This is a genomic window from Mesorhizobium sp. B2-8-1, assembly GCF_006440955.1.
Taxonomy (GTDB): domain Bacteria; phylum Pseudomonadota; class Alphaproteobacteria; order Rhizobiales; family Rhizobiaceae; genus Mesorhizobium.
Genome location: NZ_VFTX01000006.1, coordinates 341,944 through 357,842, shown reverse-complemented (window position 1 = coordinate 357,842; position 15,899 = coordinate 341,944). Strand labels below are relative to the sequence as shown.

The 15,899-nt window shown below is 63.8% G+C and carries 15 protein-coding genes and 1 pseudogene; 12 read left to right on the top strand and 4 right to left on the bottom strand.

The features are described from left to right. Positions 1–2 precede the first annotated feature (2 nt). On the top strand, positions 3–971 hold the full coding sequence (locus tag FJ428_RS18450; protein ID WP_224519172.1) for a lipid A biosynthesis lauroyl acyltransferase: 969 nt from the start codon (positions 3–5) through the stop codon (positions 969–971). A 44-nt stretch (positions 972–1,015) separates the two neighbouring features. On the opposite strand, the gene FJ428_RS18445 is transcribed toward FJ428_RS18450, so the two are convergent. Continuing rightward, a complete protein-coding gene (locus FJ428_RS18445) occupies positions 1,016–1,444 on the bottom strand; it encodes a L,D-transpeptidase (protein ID WP_140879922.1) in 429 nt (142 codons plus the stop codon). Between the two features lie 217 nt (positions 1,445–1,661). Between FJ428_RS18445 and FJ428_RS18440 the strand changes: the two genes are divergently transcribed. The 5 genes from FJ428_RS18440 (at position 1,662) to FJ428_RS18415 (ending at position 8,307) form a co-directional block, all read left to right on the top strand. Further along, on the top strand, positions 1,662–2,936 hold the full coding sequence (locus tag FJ428_RS18440; RefSeq protein ID WP_140879921.1) for an acetylornithine deacetylase/succinyl-diaminopimelate desuccinylase family protein: 1,275 nt from the start codon (positions 1,662–1,664) through the stop codon (positions 2,934–2,936). A 158-nt stretch (positions 2,937–3,094) separates the two neighbouring features. Next, on the top strand, positions 3,095–4,573 hold the full coding sequence (locus FJ428_RS18435; RefSeq protein ID WP_140879920.1) for an ABC transporter substrate-binding protein: 1,479 nt from the start codon (positions 3,095–3,097) through the stop codon (positions 4,571–4,573). A gap of 301 nt (positions 4,574–4,874) precedes the next feature. Next, on the top strand, positions 4,875–5,822 hold the full coding sequence (locus tag FJ428_RS18425) for an ABC transporter permease (RefSeq protein ID WP_140879919.1): 948 nt from the start codon (positions 4,875–4,877) through the stop codon (positions 5,820–5,822). Next, positions 5,819–6,688, top strand: a complete 870-nt coding sequence (locus tag FJ428_RS18420; protein WP_140879918.1) for an ABC transporter permease — start codon at positions 5,819–5,821, stop codon at positions 6,686–6,688. Before FJ428_RS18425 ends, FJ428_RS18420 begins: the two co-directional genes overlap by 4 nt. After that, a complete protein-coding gene (locus tag FJ428_RS18415; RefSeq protein WP_140675728.1) occupies positions 6,685–8,307 on the top strand; it encodes a dipeptide ABC transporter ATP-binding protein in 1,623 nt (540 codons plus the stop codon). The genes FJ428_RS18420 and FJ428_RS18415 overlap by 4 nt, the downstream gene beginning before the upstream one ends. 95 nt (positions 8,308–8,402) lie before the next feature. Here FJ428_RS18415 and FJ428_RS18410 read toward each other — a convergent pair whose 3' ends face one another. Next, a complete protein-coding gene (locus FJ428_RS18410; protein ID WP_140495687.1) occupies positions 8,403–8,834 on the bottom strand; it encodes a TerB family tellurite resistance protein in 432 nt (143 codons plus the stop codon). A gap of 185 nt (positions 8,835–9,019) precedes the next feature. Here FJ428_RS18410 and FJ428_RS18405 point away from each other — a divergent pair, with 185 nt between their 5' ends. The 4 genes and pseudogenes from FJ428_RS18405 to FJ428_RS18390 all read left to right on the top strand — a co-directional run bounded on the left by FJ428_RS18405 (position 9,020) and on the right by FJ428_RS18390 (position 11,455). Continuing rightward, complete coding sequence (locus FJ428_RS18405; RefSeq protein ID WP_140517245.1) at positions 9,020–9,805, top strand: TSUP family transporter; 786 nt, start codon at positions 9,020–9,022, stop codon at positions 9,803–9,805. Positions 9,806–9,861: 56 nt separating this feature from the next. After that, positions 9,862–10,032, top strand: coding sequence for a hypothetical protein (locus FJ428_RS18400; RefSeq protein WP_140517247.1), 171 nt, complete (start codon positions 9,862–9,864; stop codon positions 10,030–10,032). 82 nt (positions 10,033–10,114) lie between these two features. Then, positions 10,115–10,953 (top strand): annotated as a pseudogene (locus FJ428_RS18395) (AraC family transcriptional regulator). A gap of 85 nt (positions 10,954–11,038) precedes the next feature. Further along, positions 11,039–11,455, top strand: a complete 417-nt coding sequence (locus FJ428_RS18390) for a VOC family protein (RefSeq protein WP_140648825.1) — start codon at positions 11,039–11,041, stop codon at positions 11,453–11,455. On the opposite strand, the gene FJ428_RS18385 is transcribed toward FJ428_RS18390, so the two are convergent. Then, positions 11,456–12,931 carry a cobyric acid synthase gene (locus FJ428_RS18385; RefSeq protein ID WP_140879917.1) on the bottom strand — a complete coding sequence of 492 codons (1,476 nt, stop codon included), beginning with the start codon at positions 12,929–12,931 and terminating at the stop codon, positions 11,456–11,458. Between the two features lie 3 nt (positions 12,932–12,934). Further along, positions 12,935–13,549 (bottom strand): dimethylsulfonioproprionate lyase family protein, encoded by a 615-nt coding sequence (locus FJ428_RS18380; protein ID WP_140879916.1) that lies wholly within the window; start codon positions 13,547–13,549, stop codon positions 12,935–12,937. 144 nt (positions 13,550–13,693) lie between these two features. Between FJ428_RS18380 and FJ428_RS18375 the strand changes: the two genes are divergently transcribed. Then, positions 13,694–14,860 carry an isobutyryl-CoA dehydrogenase gene (locus tag FJ428_RS18375; protein WP_140879915.1) on the top strand — a complete coding sequence of 389 codons (1,167 nt, stop codon included), beginning with the start codon at positions 13,694–13,696 and terminating at the stop codon, positions 14,858–14,860. Between the two features lie 26 nt (positions 14,861–14,886). Further along, positions 14,887–15,771 (top strand): 3-hydroxyisobutyrate dehydrogenase, encoded by an 885-nt coding sequence (mmsB, locus tag FJ428_RS18370; RefSeq protein ID WP_140521087.1) that lies wholly within the window; start codon positions 14,887–14,889, stop codon positions 15,769–15,771. Positions 15,772–15,899: the final 128 nt, after the last annotated feature.

Sequence of the window (15,899 nt, the reverse complement as noted above, 5' to 3'; positions counted from 1 at the left end):
CTGTGTTGAAGAAGCTTCGCCGCGACCTGATGTTCCGCTACGGCCGGCAATTGCGCCGGTTCGAGCACTGGCTGGTCGCGCGCATTGCGATGATCATCATCTCGGTGCTGCGCCTGCTGCCCCCCGACAGCGCGCTGAATTTCGCCGACCGCGTCGCCCGCCGCATCGGTCCATGGGTCGGACGCCATAATGTGGCCGTCGAGAATCTGCGCAAGGCCTATCCGCACAAGAGCGAAGCCGAGATCCAGGCCATCGCCTCCGACATGTGGGGCAACATGGCGCGTCTCGCCGCCGAATACATCTTTCTCGACGCCTTGTTCGACTACGATCCAGCCGCCACCAGTCCCGGCCGTGTCGAGGTCAGGGGAGTAGACCATTTCGTCGAGATCGCGGCCGAAAAGAAGCCGCACATCGTCTTCACCGGACATCTCGGCAATTTTGAATTGCTGCCGGTGGCGGCGGCTACTTTCGGCATGAATATCACCGCGCTGTTTCGCCCGCCCAACAATCCTTACCTGGCTGACTACATCCTCTCGACGCGCCGCGCGACCATGGGATCGTTGCTGCCCTCGATGGCGGGCGCTTCGTTCGCGCTCGCCTCGGTATTGGAAAACGGCGGCAATATCGGGGTCCTCGTCGACCAGAAGTTCACGGGCGGCCTGGAAACGACATTCTTCGGCCGCCCCTGCCAGAGCAATCGCGTGCTCGGCACACTTGCCCGTCATTATGATTGCGACGTCTACCCGGCGCGCTGCGTCAGGCTGCCGGGCAACCGCTTCAGGCTCGAGATAGAAGAGAAGCTGACATTGCCCCGCACCGCCGATGGCAGTGTCGACGTGCGCGCCACCACCCAGCTTCTCAACGACGTGGTCGAGCGCTGGGTGCGCGAGGATCCCGGCCAGTGGATGTGGTTCCACAAGAGATGGGACATCAGCCGCAAGCGACGCAAGGCAAAGACCCGAAGCGCCTAGCCTGAATCCGTCCGATGCGCCTCCGCCACAAGCCGGCTTAGCAGTCAGTTCCTCACGACGATGCGCGTGTTGCCGAAGCCGACTTCTCGCACCATCGAGTAGAAAGCCGCCGCATTGGCCGTATGCAGCCGCACGCAGCCATGCGACGCCGGTCGGCCGAGCTGCCTCACCGCGCCCGTTCCGTGGATGGCATAGCCGCCGTGGAAGAACACGGAATAAGGCATCGGCGACATGTCGTATTTGCGCGAATACCACATCCGGGCCGTTCGCTGCGGCCGGTAGGAGCCGCGCGGTGTGAAGTAGCCGGACCGAGCCGTGGACACGCTCCACCGGTAAACCTCCTGGCCGTACCTGACCGTCATCGTCTGCGATGACACGTCTATATTTGCAATGAGGCTGGCTGCCCAGCTCTGCACCGAAGCACCCCACAGCATCGTGACAAGTGCTGCTGCCATGAGAACTGTCTTTTTCATGCGATCAAACCCCTTTGATTGCCCCTTGCCTGCCTTCACGTCGTTTTTCATCTCTTTAATGACAGGTGAACGGCATAACATATACCCTTGACCAATTCGCCAATCCAAAGCAGCGAATTTGAACGAATTCCCGCAAGAGTTGCCGTAACGACACGCCGCAACGGCCTAATTGCCAGCGGACTTGCAAAACGACGCCGATCGCTGCTCAACTCGGGCCATGAACGAGCGACTCTTCCAAGCGATCGATGACCGGCGTGACGATCTCGTCGCGCTGACCGCCGAGCTGATCCGCTTTCCCACCATCAACCCGCCCGGCGAAGCGTACCGGCCATGCGCCGAATTTCTTGGCGCGCGGCTGAAGAAGAGCGGCTTTCAGACCGAGTTCATCCGTGCCGAGGGCACGCCCGGCGACACCGACCGCTACCCGCGCGTCAACGTCGTCGCTCGCTTCGATGGGCGCTCGCCTGGCGCCTGCGTCCATTTCAACTCGCATATCGATGTCGTCGAGGCCGGCGACGGCTGGACCGTCGATCCCTTCGCCGGCATCGTCAGGGACGGCAAGGTCTACGGCCGCGGCGCCTGCGACATGAAGGGCGGCCTGGCTTCCTCGATCATCGCGGCCGAAGCCTTCATGGAGGTATTTCCCGATTTTCCCGGCGCTATCGAGATATCAGGCACGGTCGACGAGGAATCCGGCGGCTTCGGCGGTGTCGCGCATCTGGCGAGGCTCGGCTATTTCTCGAAACCCAGGGTCGACCACGTCATCATTCCCGAACCGCTGAACAAGGACCGCATCTGCCTTGGCCATCGCGGCGTCTGGTGGGCCGAGATCGAGACCAAGGGCGAGATCGCGCATGGCTCGATGCCGTTCCTCGGCGACAATGCGGTGCGCCATATGGGCGCCGTGCTGCAGGCATTCGAGGACGAATTGTTCCCCGCGCTTGACCGCAAGATGACGCTCATGCCGGTCGTGCCCGAAGGGGCGAAGCGTTCCACCATGAACATCAACTCCATCCATGGCGGCCAGACCGAGGATTTCCGGCCCGGCCTGCCCTCGCCCAACGTGCCCGATTCCTGCCGGCTGACCATCGACCGCCGCTTCCTGCTCGAAGAGGATCTCGCCACGGTCAAGGGCGAGGTGACCGGCATTCTCGAGCGGCTGAAGCGTGATCGGCAAAAGTTCGACTACGAGATCCGTGACCTGATGGAGGTGCTGCCGCTGATGACCGAACGCGACGCTCCCGTCGTCAAGGCAATCGCGCAAGGCATCCACGCGATCTTCGATCGCGAGCCCGACTACGTCATTTCACCGGGCACCTACGACCAGAAGCACATTGCCCGCATCGGCCATGTCTATGATTGCATCGCCTATGGCCCGGGCATTCTCGATCTCGCCCACCGGCCGGACGAATGGGTCGGGATCTCGGATATGGTGGAATCGGCCAAGGTGATGGCGTTCGGGCTCAACATGCTGCTGCGCGGCGCCCGATAGCGCCGCACGGGCAAGAGCCAACGATCGATGCGGCCGTCCGGAGAAAAACATTCCCCGCTACGCCGCCGCGCGGCACGAAACGCAATTTACTCCCGTGCGAAATCACGCTTCTATTCGCCCGGTTTGAGCGCATGTTTGACCACACGGGGAGTAGCACCATGAAATTGTGGAAAACCATCCTGGCCGCCGCCGTCCTGGCGCTGGCCGTCGGCACTCCCGCGCTGGCGGCGCGAACCGATCTGGTCATTGGCATCCCGCTCGAACCGCCACATCTCGATCCGACCGCCGGCGCGGCCGCGGCAATCGACGAGGTTCTCTACGCCAACGTGTTCGAAGGCTTGACCCGCATCGGGCCAAATGGCGAGGTCCTGCCGGATTTGGCTGAAAGCTGGACCATCTCCGACGACGGCAAGACCTACACATTCAAGCTGCACACCGGCGTGAAATTCCACGATGGCGCCGGCTTCAGCGCCGACGACGTGAAATTCTCGCTCGACCGCGCCCGCGCCGACAATTCGGTCAATGCGCAAAAAGCCCTGTTCGCAGCCATCGATACGGTCGACGTGGTCGACCCGGCAACGGTCAAGGTGACGTTGAAGAACCCGCAGGGATCCTTCCTCTACAATATGGGCTGGGGCGATGCTGTCATCGTCTCGCCGAAATCCGCTGACGCCAACAAGGAAAAGCCGGTCGGGACCGGCCCGTTCAAATTCCAGAGCTGGGCCAAGGGATCCTCGATCAAACTGGTGAAATCCGACAGCTATTGGGGCACGCCGGCTTACCTCGACAAGGTCGAGTTCCGCATCGTGCCCGATGCCGCTGCTAGCGTACCGGCATTGCTTTCCGGCGATATCCAGGCGTTCCCATTCTTCGATCCCGACAGTCTCGCGCAGGTCAAGGACGATCCGCGTTTCAAGGTGGTGATCGGTTCGACCGAAGGCGAAACCATCCTGTCGATCAACAACAAGAAGCCGCCCTTCGACAAATTGCTGGTCAGGCAGGCGATCTCCTACGCGCTCGATCGCAAGGCGATCATCGACGGTGCCTCGGCCGGCCTCGGCCTGCCGATCGGCTCGCATATGTCGCCGGCCAACAAGGACTACGTCGACCTCACCGGCCGCTATCCGCACGATGTCGCCAAGGCCAAGGAACTCTTGAAGGAAGCAGGCCTGGAGAATGGCTTCAAGGCGACGCTGAAGCTTCCGCCTCCCACCTATGCCAGGCTCGGCGGCGAGATCATCGCCTCGCAGCTCCGTGACGTCGGCATCAACCTCGAGATCATCCCGGTCGAATGGGCGCAGTGGCTGGACCAGGTGTTCACCAAGAAGGACTACGACCTGACCATCGTCTCCCATACCGAGCCCAACGACATCGGTATCTATGCGCGTAAGGATTATTACTTCAATTACGACAATCCGGCCTTCGACAAGGTGATCGCCGATCTGGACGTCACCTCCGATGAAGCCAAGCGCAAGGAATTGCTGGGGCAGGCACAGAAGATCTTGGCCGACGACGCCGTGGTCGGCTTCCTCTACGAACTGCCCAAGGTCGGCGTCTGGGACGCCAAGCTGCAGGGCCTGTGGGAAAACGCGCCGATCCAGTCCAATGATCTCACCAAGGTGAAGTGGAACGAGTGAAGCCGTTGGCCAAGAGGCGACGCTTGCGCTCCGCACCCCCCTCTGCCCTGCCGGGCTGCCTGACCCGAGCCGCAGGACGATCGCTTCAGGTTTGCGCCGCCCCTCATCGCCCTGCCGGGCACTTCTCCCCGTATAGTGACGGGGAGAAGGGGGCTGGCCGCAACCTCGGCACCCTTTCTGCAACGCTGAAGATTGGCGAAATCCTTTGCGAAGGCGTCCTTCTCCCCGTCTCTATACGGGGAGAAGATGCCGGCAGGCAGATGAGGGGCAGCGCCGATTTCGACTGTTGGCCGATCAAGCGATGACCGCCTACCTCCTCAGGCGTCTCGCGATCGCCGCCGCCACGTTGGCGCTGGCCTCCATGGTCGTCTTCGCGGTGCTGGAGATCCTGCCCGGCGACCCGGCGCGGCTGATGCTGGGCATGAATGCCAGCGCCGACCAGGTTGAGCTGCTGCGCAACCAGATGGGCCTCGACGCGCCCTTGCCCTGGCGCTACCTGCACTGGGCCGGCGGCCTGCTCTGCCTGGATTTCGGCCGCTCCTACACCTATTCGGTGCCGGTCATCGACCTCGTGCGCGAGCGTCTCGTCGTCTCACTGCCGCTGGCGCTGATTGCGCTCGCCCTATCCACCCTCATCGCCATCCCGGTCGGCCTGTTTTCAGCGAACCATCGCGGGCGGATGGGTGACACAGCGGCGATGGGCGCCGCGCAGCTCGGCGTCGCCATTCCCAATTTCTGGTTCGCGCTGATGCTGATCTATCTCTTCGCCGTCTGGTTGCGGCTGGTTCCGGCCGGCGGCTTTCCTGGCTGGGGGGCTGGTGCCTGGCCGGCGCTGAAATCGCTGCTGCTGCCGGCTGTGGCGCTCGCGCTGCCGCAGGCCGCGATCCTGGCACGCGTTACCCGTTCGGCGCTGATCGAGGTGCTGAACGAGGACTATATCCGCACCGCCCGCGCCAAGGGCCTGCCTTACCGCGTGGTCTTGTGGCGGCACGCGCTGCGCAACGCCATGATCCCGGTGCTGACCATTCTTGGCCTGCAATTCGCCTTCCTGCTCGCCGGCACCATCATCATCGAGAACGTCTTCTACCTGCCCGGCCTCGGCCGGCTGGTGTTCCAGGCGATCACCCAGCGCGACCTGATCGTCGTGGAAAGCGTCGTCATGCTGCTGGTCGCCGCGGTCATCGCCGTCAACCTCGTCGTCGACCTCTCTTATGCCGTCGTCGATCCGCGCCTCCGAAGCCGGCAATGATGTTGCATCCGGACATCCCCGAAGAGACGCTGGGCGGCATCCTCGTCAAGGCGTTCGGCAACCGCTCGTTTCTTGCCGGCTTCGTCGTCACATTGTTTGTGGCGGCGGTGGCGATCCTCTCCTATCTCTGGACGCCCTATGACGTGACCCGGCTGGTGATATCCGACAAGACGCTGGCGCCGTCCTGGGCGCACTGGTTCGGCACCGACCATTTCGGCCGCGACATCCTGTCGATGATCATGGTCGGCGCCCGCAATTCGATCGCGGTGGCGCTGGTCGCGGTCGGCATCGGCATGGGCGTCGGCGTGCCGCTCGGTGCTTTCGCCGCGGCGCGCGGCGGCCTCGTCGACGAGGCCTTGATGCGCATTAACGATCTGGTCTTCGCCTTCCCTGCGCTTTTGTCGGCCATCATGATCACCGCCATCTTCGGCCCCGGCGCCGTTAATGCCATCATCGCCATCGGCATCTTCAACATCCCTGTCTTTGCTCGCGTCGCCCGCGCCGGCGCCTTGGCGATCTGGCCGCGCGAATTCATCCTCGCCGCCCGCGCCGCGGGCAAGGGCAAGGCGCTGATCACCATCGAACATGTGCTGCCCAACATCGCCACCTTGCTCCTGGTGCAAGGCACTATCCAGTTCGCGCTCGGCATATTGGCCGAGGCCGGGCTTTCCTATCTGGGCCTTGGCGCCCAACCGCCAATGCCGAGCTGGGGCCGCATGCTGTTCGACGCCCAGACCCGCATGGTGGTGGCGCCCTGGATGGCGATCTTTCCCGGCATGGCGATCGTGATCACCGTGCTTGGGCTGAACCTTTTGGGCGACGGCATCGCCGACATCCTCGATCCGAAATCGCGGCGGCAACGATGAGCCTGCTGGAAATCGACAATCTGTCGCTGGCGATCGGCGACACGCCGATCCTCCGGAGCATCGAGTTCTCCATCGCGCCCGGCGAGGTAATGGGGCTGGTCGGCGAATCCGGCTCCGGCAAATCGATGACGGCTCTGAGCGTCATGCGGCTCTTGCCATATGCCGCGCGTGCCAGCGGGCGCATCACCTTCGACGGCATCGACATCCTCGCGGCAAGCGAGGATCAGATGTGCGCCCTGCGCGGCGACGATATCGGCATGGTGTTCCAGGAGCCGATGACCGCGCTGAACCCGCTCAAGACCATCGGCGAGCAGGTCGCCGAAGGTATACGCTGGCATGCCAAGGCGAGCCGCGCCGAGGCGGAAGAGCGGGCGCGAAAAACGCTCGACCGGGTTGGCTTGCCGTCGGCAAAATTCCCGCTGTCGCGCTATCCGCACGAACTGTCCGGCGGCCAGCGCCAGCGCGTCGTCATTGCCATGGCCTGCGCGCTGAAGCCGAAGCTGCTGATCGCCGACGAGCCGACCACGGCGCTCGACGTGGTGCTGCAGGCACAAATCCTCACCCTCTTGCGCGACCTTGTCGCGGAGAGCGGCATGGGCCTGCTCCTGATCTCGCATGACCTCGCCGTGGTCACCGAGATGGCGGATCGCATCACCATTCTTCGTCGGGGCGAAGTCATGGAAGCCGGCGATACGGCCCGCACGCTCTCTGAACAGCTCCACCCCTATACCCGCCAGTTGGCGCTGGCCTCGATGCACGTGCCGGCCCGCGCCCGGCCGCATGGCGCCTCGGCAGCCCGGCCCTTGCTCGAGGTGGAGGGCGTGACGCGCGACTATCCAGGCCGGCGCACCTCGCTGTTCCGGCGCGCGCCTGATATCCGCGCCGTCGACGGCGTGTCGCTGTCGATGGCGCCGGGCCAATCGGTGGCGCTGGTCGGCCGCTCCGGCTGCGGCAAGTCCACCTTGGCGCGCATGATCCTGGCGCTGGACCGGCCGAGTTCGGGGACCATCCGCTTTCGCGGCGAGCCCCTCACCGGCAAGAGCGAGGCGGACCTGAAGCCGGCGCGGCGCGACATGCAGGTGGTGTTCCAGGACCCCTATGGCTCGTTCGATCCGCGCCAGAAGGTCGAGAAACTGGTCGCCGAGCCGCTGCACGTGCTGGACAGGAAACCGGGGCGCGCCGAGCGCCGCGAGATGGTGGCGCAGGCGCTGCACGAGGTCGGCCTCGACCAGCACGACATGGAAAAGTATCCGCACGAATTTTCCGGCGGCCAGCGCCAGCGCCTGTCGATCGCCCGCGCCATCATCACCCGCCCAAAACTGGTCGTCGCCGACGAGCCGGTTTCGGCGCTCGATGTTTCGATCCGCGCTCAGATCCTCGACCTGTTCGCCGAGCTCAACCAGAAACTCGGCATCGCCTATCTCTTCATCACCCACGACCTCACCGTCGCCCGCGCCATAACGGACGAAGTGCTGGTCATGCATGACGGCCAGATCGTCGAGCGTGGCCGGACGAGCGAGGTGCTGGATCACCCGCAATCCGAGGCGGCCAAGGCGCTTGTCGCCGCAGCGCCGGACCTGCACAGGGCAATTGCACGCCGTATGCAGGAGCAGGGGTGAGCGATCGGTTCGCGAAGCGAATCCGCCGTGTGAGTGAAAGGCCGCAAATGCCGGAGGCTGCCGTAGACAGCCGGCCCGGCTGGGATCCCATCAACCTACTGCTCAGATTTCACCACGTCGACCGGGCTGATGTCGAGCAGGTCGAGCGTGCGGCGCAGCAGGCGCACCTCGGTCTCGGCCAATTGCGCGTCCGCCTTGGCGATCTCGGCCATATGCTGCGCCAGTTGCTTGCGCCGCTCGACATCGAGGTCGCGGAACAGCGCGATGGCCTGTGAGCCATTGGTTTCGTAGCCGAATTCGTTGAGATATTCGATGACGGCGTCGATGCTGGTTTCCGGAATGCCGAAGGCATCCTTGCAGATGCGCCGGAAGGCAACCATCTCGCTCTCGCTGACCGTTCCGTCAGCCAGGATCATGCGGAACAGCATCAGAAGTTCCGCCGACAACACGGGGTCGTCCGCCACCTTGCGCACCCCGGGGTCGCCATCGAAGATCGAGCGTATCTGGTCGAGCAGTTCGAATGCCATCGGGAGCCCCTTTGCCGATTCCTCTAATCCATGTAGCCCAAAAAAGCGCAGCGGTTTTGGGATAATGACAGCACAACGCGAAATCCAGGCGCGACGCGCTTGGATAGAAGTAGCGTGAAATCGGTCTTGCGCAAACGGGGTGTTCGTGATCGAAGCCGGAGCATCTCTGGCTTGATTTCTCCCTGATGATCGACTTCACCTTAGAATCCGTCGCCATGCTCGCCTTCGCCGGTTTTGCCGCGGGCTTTGTCGACTCGATTGCCGGCGGCGGTGGGCTGATCACTATTCCCGCACTGCTGCTGGCCGGCTTCTCGCCGGTCGAGGCGCTGGGAACCAACAAGCTGCAGGGCATGTTCGGCTCGGGATCTGCGACCATCCACTATGCCGCGAAAGGCCATGTCGACCTTCGCCGGCAACTGCCTTCTGCGCTGCTGGCGCTTGCCGGCGGTGCCGTCGGCGCCTTGCTGGCAACGGTCGTGCCCGGCGATCTGCTGCGGGCGCTTCTGCCGCTGGTGCTGATCGCCATCGCGCTCTATTTCGCCCTGAAGCCCAACATGACCGACGTTGACCGCGCCGAACGTATGACGCCCTTCCTGTTCGGGATAACGCTGGTGCCGGCCATCGGCTTTTACGACGGCCTGTTCGGGCCGGGTGCCGGGTCCTTCTACATGCTGGCCTTCGTCGCGCTTGCCGGCTACGGCGTACTCAAGGCGACGGCCCACACCAAGCTGCTCAACTTCGCCTCCAACATCGGCGGCTTCGTCGTCTTCGCCGCGGTCGGTGTCATCTCCTGGAAGATCGGCCTGATGATGGGCGTCGCCCAGTTCCTCGGCGCCCGCCTCGGCGCCAGCCTGGCCATGCGCATCGGCGCCAGGCTGATCAAGCCGCTGCTTGTCATCGTCTGCGTCGCTCTGGCGGCGAAGCTCCTAGCCGACCCGGCGAACCCGCTGCGCGTCCTGATTGGTGTGTGACCCGCGCGCCTGATGGAATGCCGCTGTTCGAATCATGTCGAGGAGAGGACCCGCACATGAATCTCAGCGCACCTACCGAGATTGTTTTCATCATCTCCCTTGTCATCGCCCTCATCGGCATTCTCGCCGCCCTCGGCCTTCTTTCGTTCATCCCACTCGCATCGGTGTGGATCGTGCTCATTGCTTACCTCGTGCTTGCCGGCGGCTGCCTGATGCGCGGCGCCTGACATTCAAATCTCAGGCAATTCGGAGCGCCCGGCCGAGCCGGGCGCTTTTGATTCGGGTCCGGGCTCTGCTAGAGTCCTGTCGATGCCAATCGAGATGCCATGTCAGGAGGAACAGGACCGGTCAGTCCCCGGGCGGTTCGAGATGCGGCGGCGCCTTCCCAGCCCTGCCCTCGCGGGCATTGTGTCAGACATTTGCGGTTATCGCGAAACGGCGCCCGGCCATTACCGCAATGTCGAATATGCCTCCCTTACCGTGCCTCTGGTCATCAGCTTCGCCGAACCTTTCGCCATGGCCTTGGCAAGCCACCCGGCGACAATGATCGCTTCGCCAGTTTCGCCGCCGGCCTCTATGCCGGACCCGTGATGATCGAATCCTTCGGCGGCGCCTGCTGCGTCCAGGTCAATTTCACCCCGCTTGGCGCACGCCGATTCTTTGGCCAGCCGATGAGCGGGTTGACCGACCGCATGGTCAGCCTGGACGATGTGCTCGGCATCGAAGGCGTCGCCTTGCGCGAGCGGCTTGGCAACGCGGCGGACTGGAGCAAACGTTTTGCCCTTGTCGAGATGTTCGTCGCCGCCCGGCTGGCCGATGCGCCGGAAACGCAGGCCGGGGTTGCCTGGGCCTATGACAGGATCCTCGCCTCCGGCGGCCGCGTGCGCGTCTCCTCGCTGGCCGACAGGCTGGGCTGGAGCCGCAAGCATCTGGCGGGGAAATTCGCGGACGCGACCGGCATCGGCCCGAAAACGCTGTCGCGCATCGTCCGCTTCAACCGCGCGCTTGGCCTGTCGAGGCAGCAAGCTGGCGATCGGGCCGACATCGCGGCCGATTGCGGCTATGCCGACCAGGCGCATCTGGTGCGTGAGTTCCGCGTCCTTGCCGGCGAGACACCGACCGCGATCGAGGGTTCGGCACAGGCCTGAAGTCCCGGGTAACATTTCTTCAAGACGCCGGAACGGCTGTCGCTCAGACTGGGTTCATCGATGAGCTCGAATGAAGGAAGTTGCCATGCCCGCTGAAGCCCCCCGCCTCTACCCCGCCTTGCGTTACAGGAACGCCGCAAAAATGATCGACTGGCTGTGCGAAGCCTTCGGCTTCAGCATCCGTGCTCGCTACGGCGAAGGCGATGTCGTGCACCATGCCGAACTGGTCTTCGGCTCCTCGATGATCATGCTCGGCAGCGCGCGCGACGACGACTACGGCAAAATGGTTGGCGAACCCGGCACAGGCGGCGGCAAGTCAATCTACATCACCGTCGACGACGCAGACGCCGCCTACGCCAAAGCGAAGAAGGCAGGCGCCACGATCCTCCAGGAATTGACCGACCGCGACTATGGCAGTCGCGAGTTCATCTGCCGCGACCCGGAGGGCAATGTCTGGTCCTTCGGCACCTATTGGCCGAAGGCGGGAGAAAAGAGCAGCTAGCTACCGCGCCAGCGAAAAGATCGCGTCGCAGTCAAGATGGCTCTCCAACTGGGCCGCGACCTCGTCGAGAGCCCTCTCGACCTCGGCGCGATAGTCGATGCCGCCGCCCTTGACGCCGAGGCTTTCGAGGAACCTCCCTCGAAAGGCGTCGGCGCCAAACAGCCCGTGCATATAGGTTCCGACCACCTTGCCATCCGCCGAGACCGCACCGTCCTCGGCGCCATTGATGATCGCCGACGGCCGCAGCATGTCCGGGCCGGTGGTGCGGCCGAGATGGATCTCGTAGCCTTCGAGCGGCAGGTCGAACGGCACCGAGCGGGCGCTGACGTTGCGCACCGTCTTTTCCGGTTCCATCACTGTTTCGATGTCGAGCAGGCCAAGCCCTTCCGCTTCGGTGACGCTGCCCTCGATGCCGTCGGGATCGCGCACGATGCGGCCAAGCATCTGGAAGCCGCCGCAAATGCCGACGACATGGCCGCCGCGCCTGCGATGGGCGAGAAGATCACGGTCCCAGCCATTTTCGCGAAATTTCAGCAGATCCCCGATCGTCGACTTCGAGCCGGGAATGACCACCAGTCCCGCATCCTGCGGCAACGGCTTTCCAGGCTGCACGAATACCACTTCCACCTGCGGCTCGGCCTTGAGCGGGTCGAGATCGTCGAAATTGGCGATGCGGCCGAGCATCGGCACCGCCACCTTCAGCGCGCGCGCCTCCCCGGAGGCAAGCCGTTCCAGCACCACCGAATCCTCCGAGGGCAGCCGCGCTGCCGCCTTCAGCCACGGCACGACGCCGAAGCAGCGCCAGCCGGTGAACCCTTCGATCGCCTTGATGCCGTCGTCGAACAGCGAGACGTCGCCGCGGAACTTGTTGATGAGGTAGCCGACGATCATGCGCCGGTCTTCCTCCGGCAGGATCAGATGCGTGCCCGCGACCGAGGCGATGACGCCGCCCCGATCGATGTCGCCGACCAGCACGACAGGCACATCGGCACGCGTCGCAAAGCCCATATTGGCGATGTCGCGGCTTCTGAGGTTGATCTCGGCCGGCGAGCCCGCGCCCTCGACGATGACGAGATCGGCGCCCTCGCCGACCTTGCCCCAGGAGTCCAGCACCGCGTCCATCAGCCGGCCCTTCAGCGCCTGGTAGTCGCGCGCCCGCGCCTCGCCGAACACCTTGCCTTGCACGATGACCTGCGCACCGACATCGGTCTGCGGCTTGAGCAGCACCGGGTTCATGTGAACCGATGGCGGCACGCCGCAGGCGATCGCCTGCAGCCATTGCGCGCGGCCGATCTCGCCGCCGCCAGCCCTGTTGTCGCCGGGAATATCGGCGACGGCGGCATTGTTCGACATGTTCTGCGGCTTGAACGGACGCACCTTCAGCCCACGCTTTTTCGCGGCGCGGCACAGTCCGGCGACCAGCACGGTCTTGCCGACATCCGAACCGGTGCCTTGCAGCATAATGGCTTTAGCCATGGCTCAGCCCCTGCCCTGCGTCGCGGTCCCGGTGATCGTGGATTTCTGCGCCAGCGGCCCGCCGCGCCAGATATAGAGCGCCAGCAACGGCTCCTTGCCGGTGCGCATGGCGTGATTGACCTTGGAAGCGTGATACACGACCTCGCCGGCCTCTCTCTTGTGAAAGCTGTCCTCGCCCATTCGCCACTCGGTGCCGCCGGTCAGCGGGATATAGATCTCCTCAGCGACATGATGATGGTCGGGATAGACGATATCAGGCCCAAGGATCAGCACGCCGGCGGCGACCTCGTCGTTGGCGAAGTGGCCGCGGGTGCCGAATACTTCGAGCCAGCCATAATTGTCGATGAACGCCTTGCCGAAATCCGACTCGCCGTAGGTCTGGCCCCAGCGCAATTCGCCGCGCTCCTGCGCCAGAAATTGCACCAGCTGCTTGGTCCGCGCCGGCGTCAATTCGGCGGCGCGATCGAGATGGCGCAGGCAGCCGAGTGAGTGCGGTTCAAGCTCGCGGGCGGGCATATCCCACCCTATGCGCGCCACCGCATCCTGCACCAGGAAGTCACCCACGGAAGCGAGATAGGCGTGGAACCGCTCTAGCAGCTCATCGAATTTTGTCGTCACATCTTGCTCCGGACATGCATTGACGCACAGCCGCTCCGCGGCGGCTCGGGTTGCGCGGCGGCATCATTGGTCTAGATTGGTGCGCGCGCAAAGCCAAAAACGACAGGCCAGCGAGCCAGCTGGCCAGTATATAGGGAGCACGCCATGGACGCCGCGGTCGATGCGAGCACCAGCCAGTTCGAACTCAACGAGGACCAGCGCGCCATCCAGGAAATGGCTCAGGCCTTCGCCGCCGATCGCGTAGCGCCGAATGCGCTAGACTGGGACCGCAACAAGCATTTCCCCGCCGACGTGATCCGCGAGACTGGCCCGCTGGGCCTCGGCGGCATCTATGTCAGGGACGATGTCGGCGGCTCCGCGCTCGGCCGGTTCGACGCCGTGCTGATCTTCGAAGCGCTGTCCCACGCCGACCCGGCCTTTTCTTCCTTCATCTCGATCCACAATATGGTGGCCTCGATGATCGACCGTTTCGGCGACGACGGCCAGCGCCAGCGCTTCCTGCCGAAGCTCACCTCCATGGAATGGCTGGCGAGCTATTGCCTGACCGAGCCGGGTTCCGGCTCCGACGCTGCCGCATTGAAGACGCGGGCGGTGAAGAGCGGCGGCAACTACGTGCTGAACGGCGCCAAGCAGTTCATCTCCGGCGCCGGCGACAGCGATGTCTATGCCGTCATGGTGCGCACCGGCGCCGAGGGACCGAAAGGCATTTCCACCATCGTCGTGCCGAAAGACGCTCCCGGCCTCTCCTTCGGCGCCAATGAGCACAAGATGGGCTGGCACATGCAGTCGACCCGCCAGGTCATCTTCGAGGATTGCAAGGTGCCGGCCGAGAACCTTTTGTCAGGTGAAGGCGCCGGTTTCGGCATCGCCATGGCCGGCCTCGACGGCGGCCGGCTGAACATCGCCGCCTGTTCGCTTGGTGGGGCCCAGTCGGCGCTCGACAAGGCGCTGTCATACACCGCCGAGCGCAAGGCATTCGGCTCCAGGATCAACCAGTTCCAGGCGCTGCAGTTCCGGCTGGCCGATATGGAAACCGAGTTGCAGGCGGCGCGCATCTTTCTTTATGCCGCCGCTTCCAAGCTCGACCGCAAGGCACCGGATGCCTCGAAATGGTCGGCAATGGCCAAGCGCTTCGTCACCGACACCGGTTTCAACGTCGCCAACGATGCGCTGCAGCTGCTCGGCGGCTATGGTTACCTGCACGATTACGGCATCGAGAAACTGGTGCGCGACCTGCGTGTGCATCAGATCCTCGAAGGCACCAACGAGATCATGCGCGTCATCATCGCCCGCGCGTTGATCGGTCGCTGAAGCGTGCAAACTCCGGGAGAGACACAATGACCACAATCGCCTTCATCGGCCTTGGGAATATGGGCAATCCAATGGCGGCGAACCTGGTCAAAGCGGGGTATGCCGTGCACGGCTACGACCTAATGTCCGAAAACCTCACCGTCGCCAAAGAACATGGCGTTACGATCATGGCCAATGCCTTGACCGCAGTGAAAGATGCGGATGTTGTCATTACCATGCTGCCCGCCGGCAAGCATGTCCTGTCGGTCTACGAAGACATCGCGTCCAAGGCAAAGAAGGGCGCGCTTTTCATCGATTCCTCGACCATCGACGTCGAATCGGCGCGCAAGGCGCATGCCATCGCCGCAAAGCACGGCCTGCTGTCGGTTGATGCGCCGGTCTCGGGCGGCACCGGCGGTGCCGCCGCCGGCACGCTGACTTTCATGGCCGGCGGCTCGGACGACGCCTTCGCCGCCGCCGAGCCGATCCTGAAGCCCATGGCCGGGCGCATCGTCCATTGCGGCGGCGACGGCGCCGGCCAGGCGGCCAAGATCTGCAACAACATGATTCTCGGCATTTCGATGATCGGCGTCGCCGAGGCCTTCGTGCTGGCCGAAAAGCTCGGCCTGGCGCACCAGGCCCTGTTCGACGTTGCCTCAACCTCTTCAGGCCAGTGCTGGTCGCTGACCACCTATTGCCCGGTGCCCGGCCCGGTGCCGACCTCGCCCGCTAACCGCGACTACAAGCCCGGCTTCGCCGCCGCACTCATGCTGAAGGATTTGAAGCTGTCGCAGGAAGCCGCACAAGCCGCGGGCGCGGTGACACCGCTTGGCGCCGAAGCGACACAGCTCTACGGCCTGTTCAACGCGCAAGGGAATGCCGGCGCCGATTTTTCCGGGATCATAAATTTTCTGCGCGGCGCCAATCAATAAGCAATTGATAAAGCTCGTTTTCTTTCGTACGCCTCGCCGGAGAACCGCAAAATTTAGGTTTGCTTAAGCTCTCGATAACTCCGCGGTAACGATGTCCCTATAAAACGGACTGCGAGGCGGATATCGCG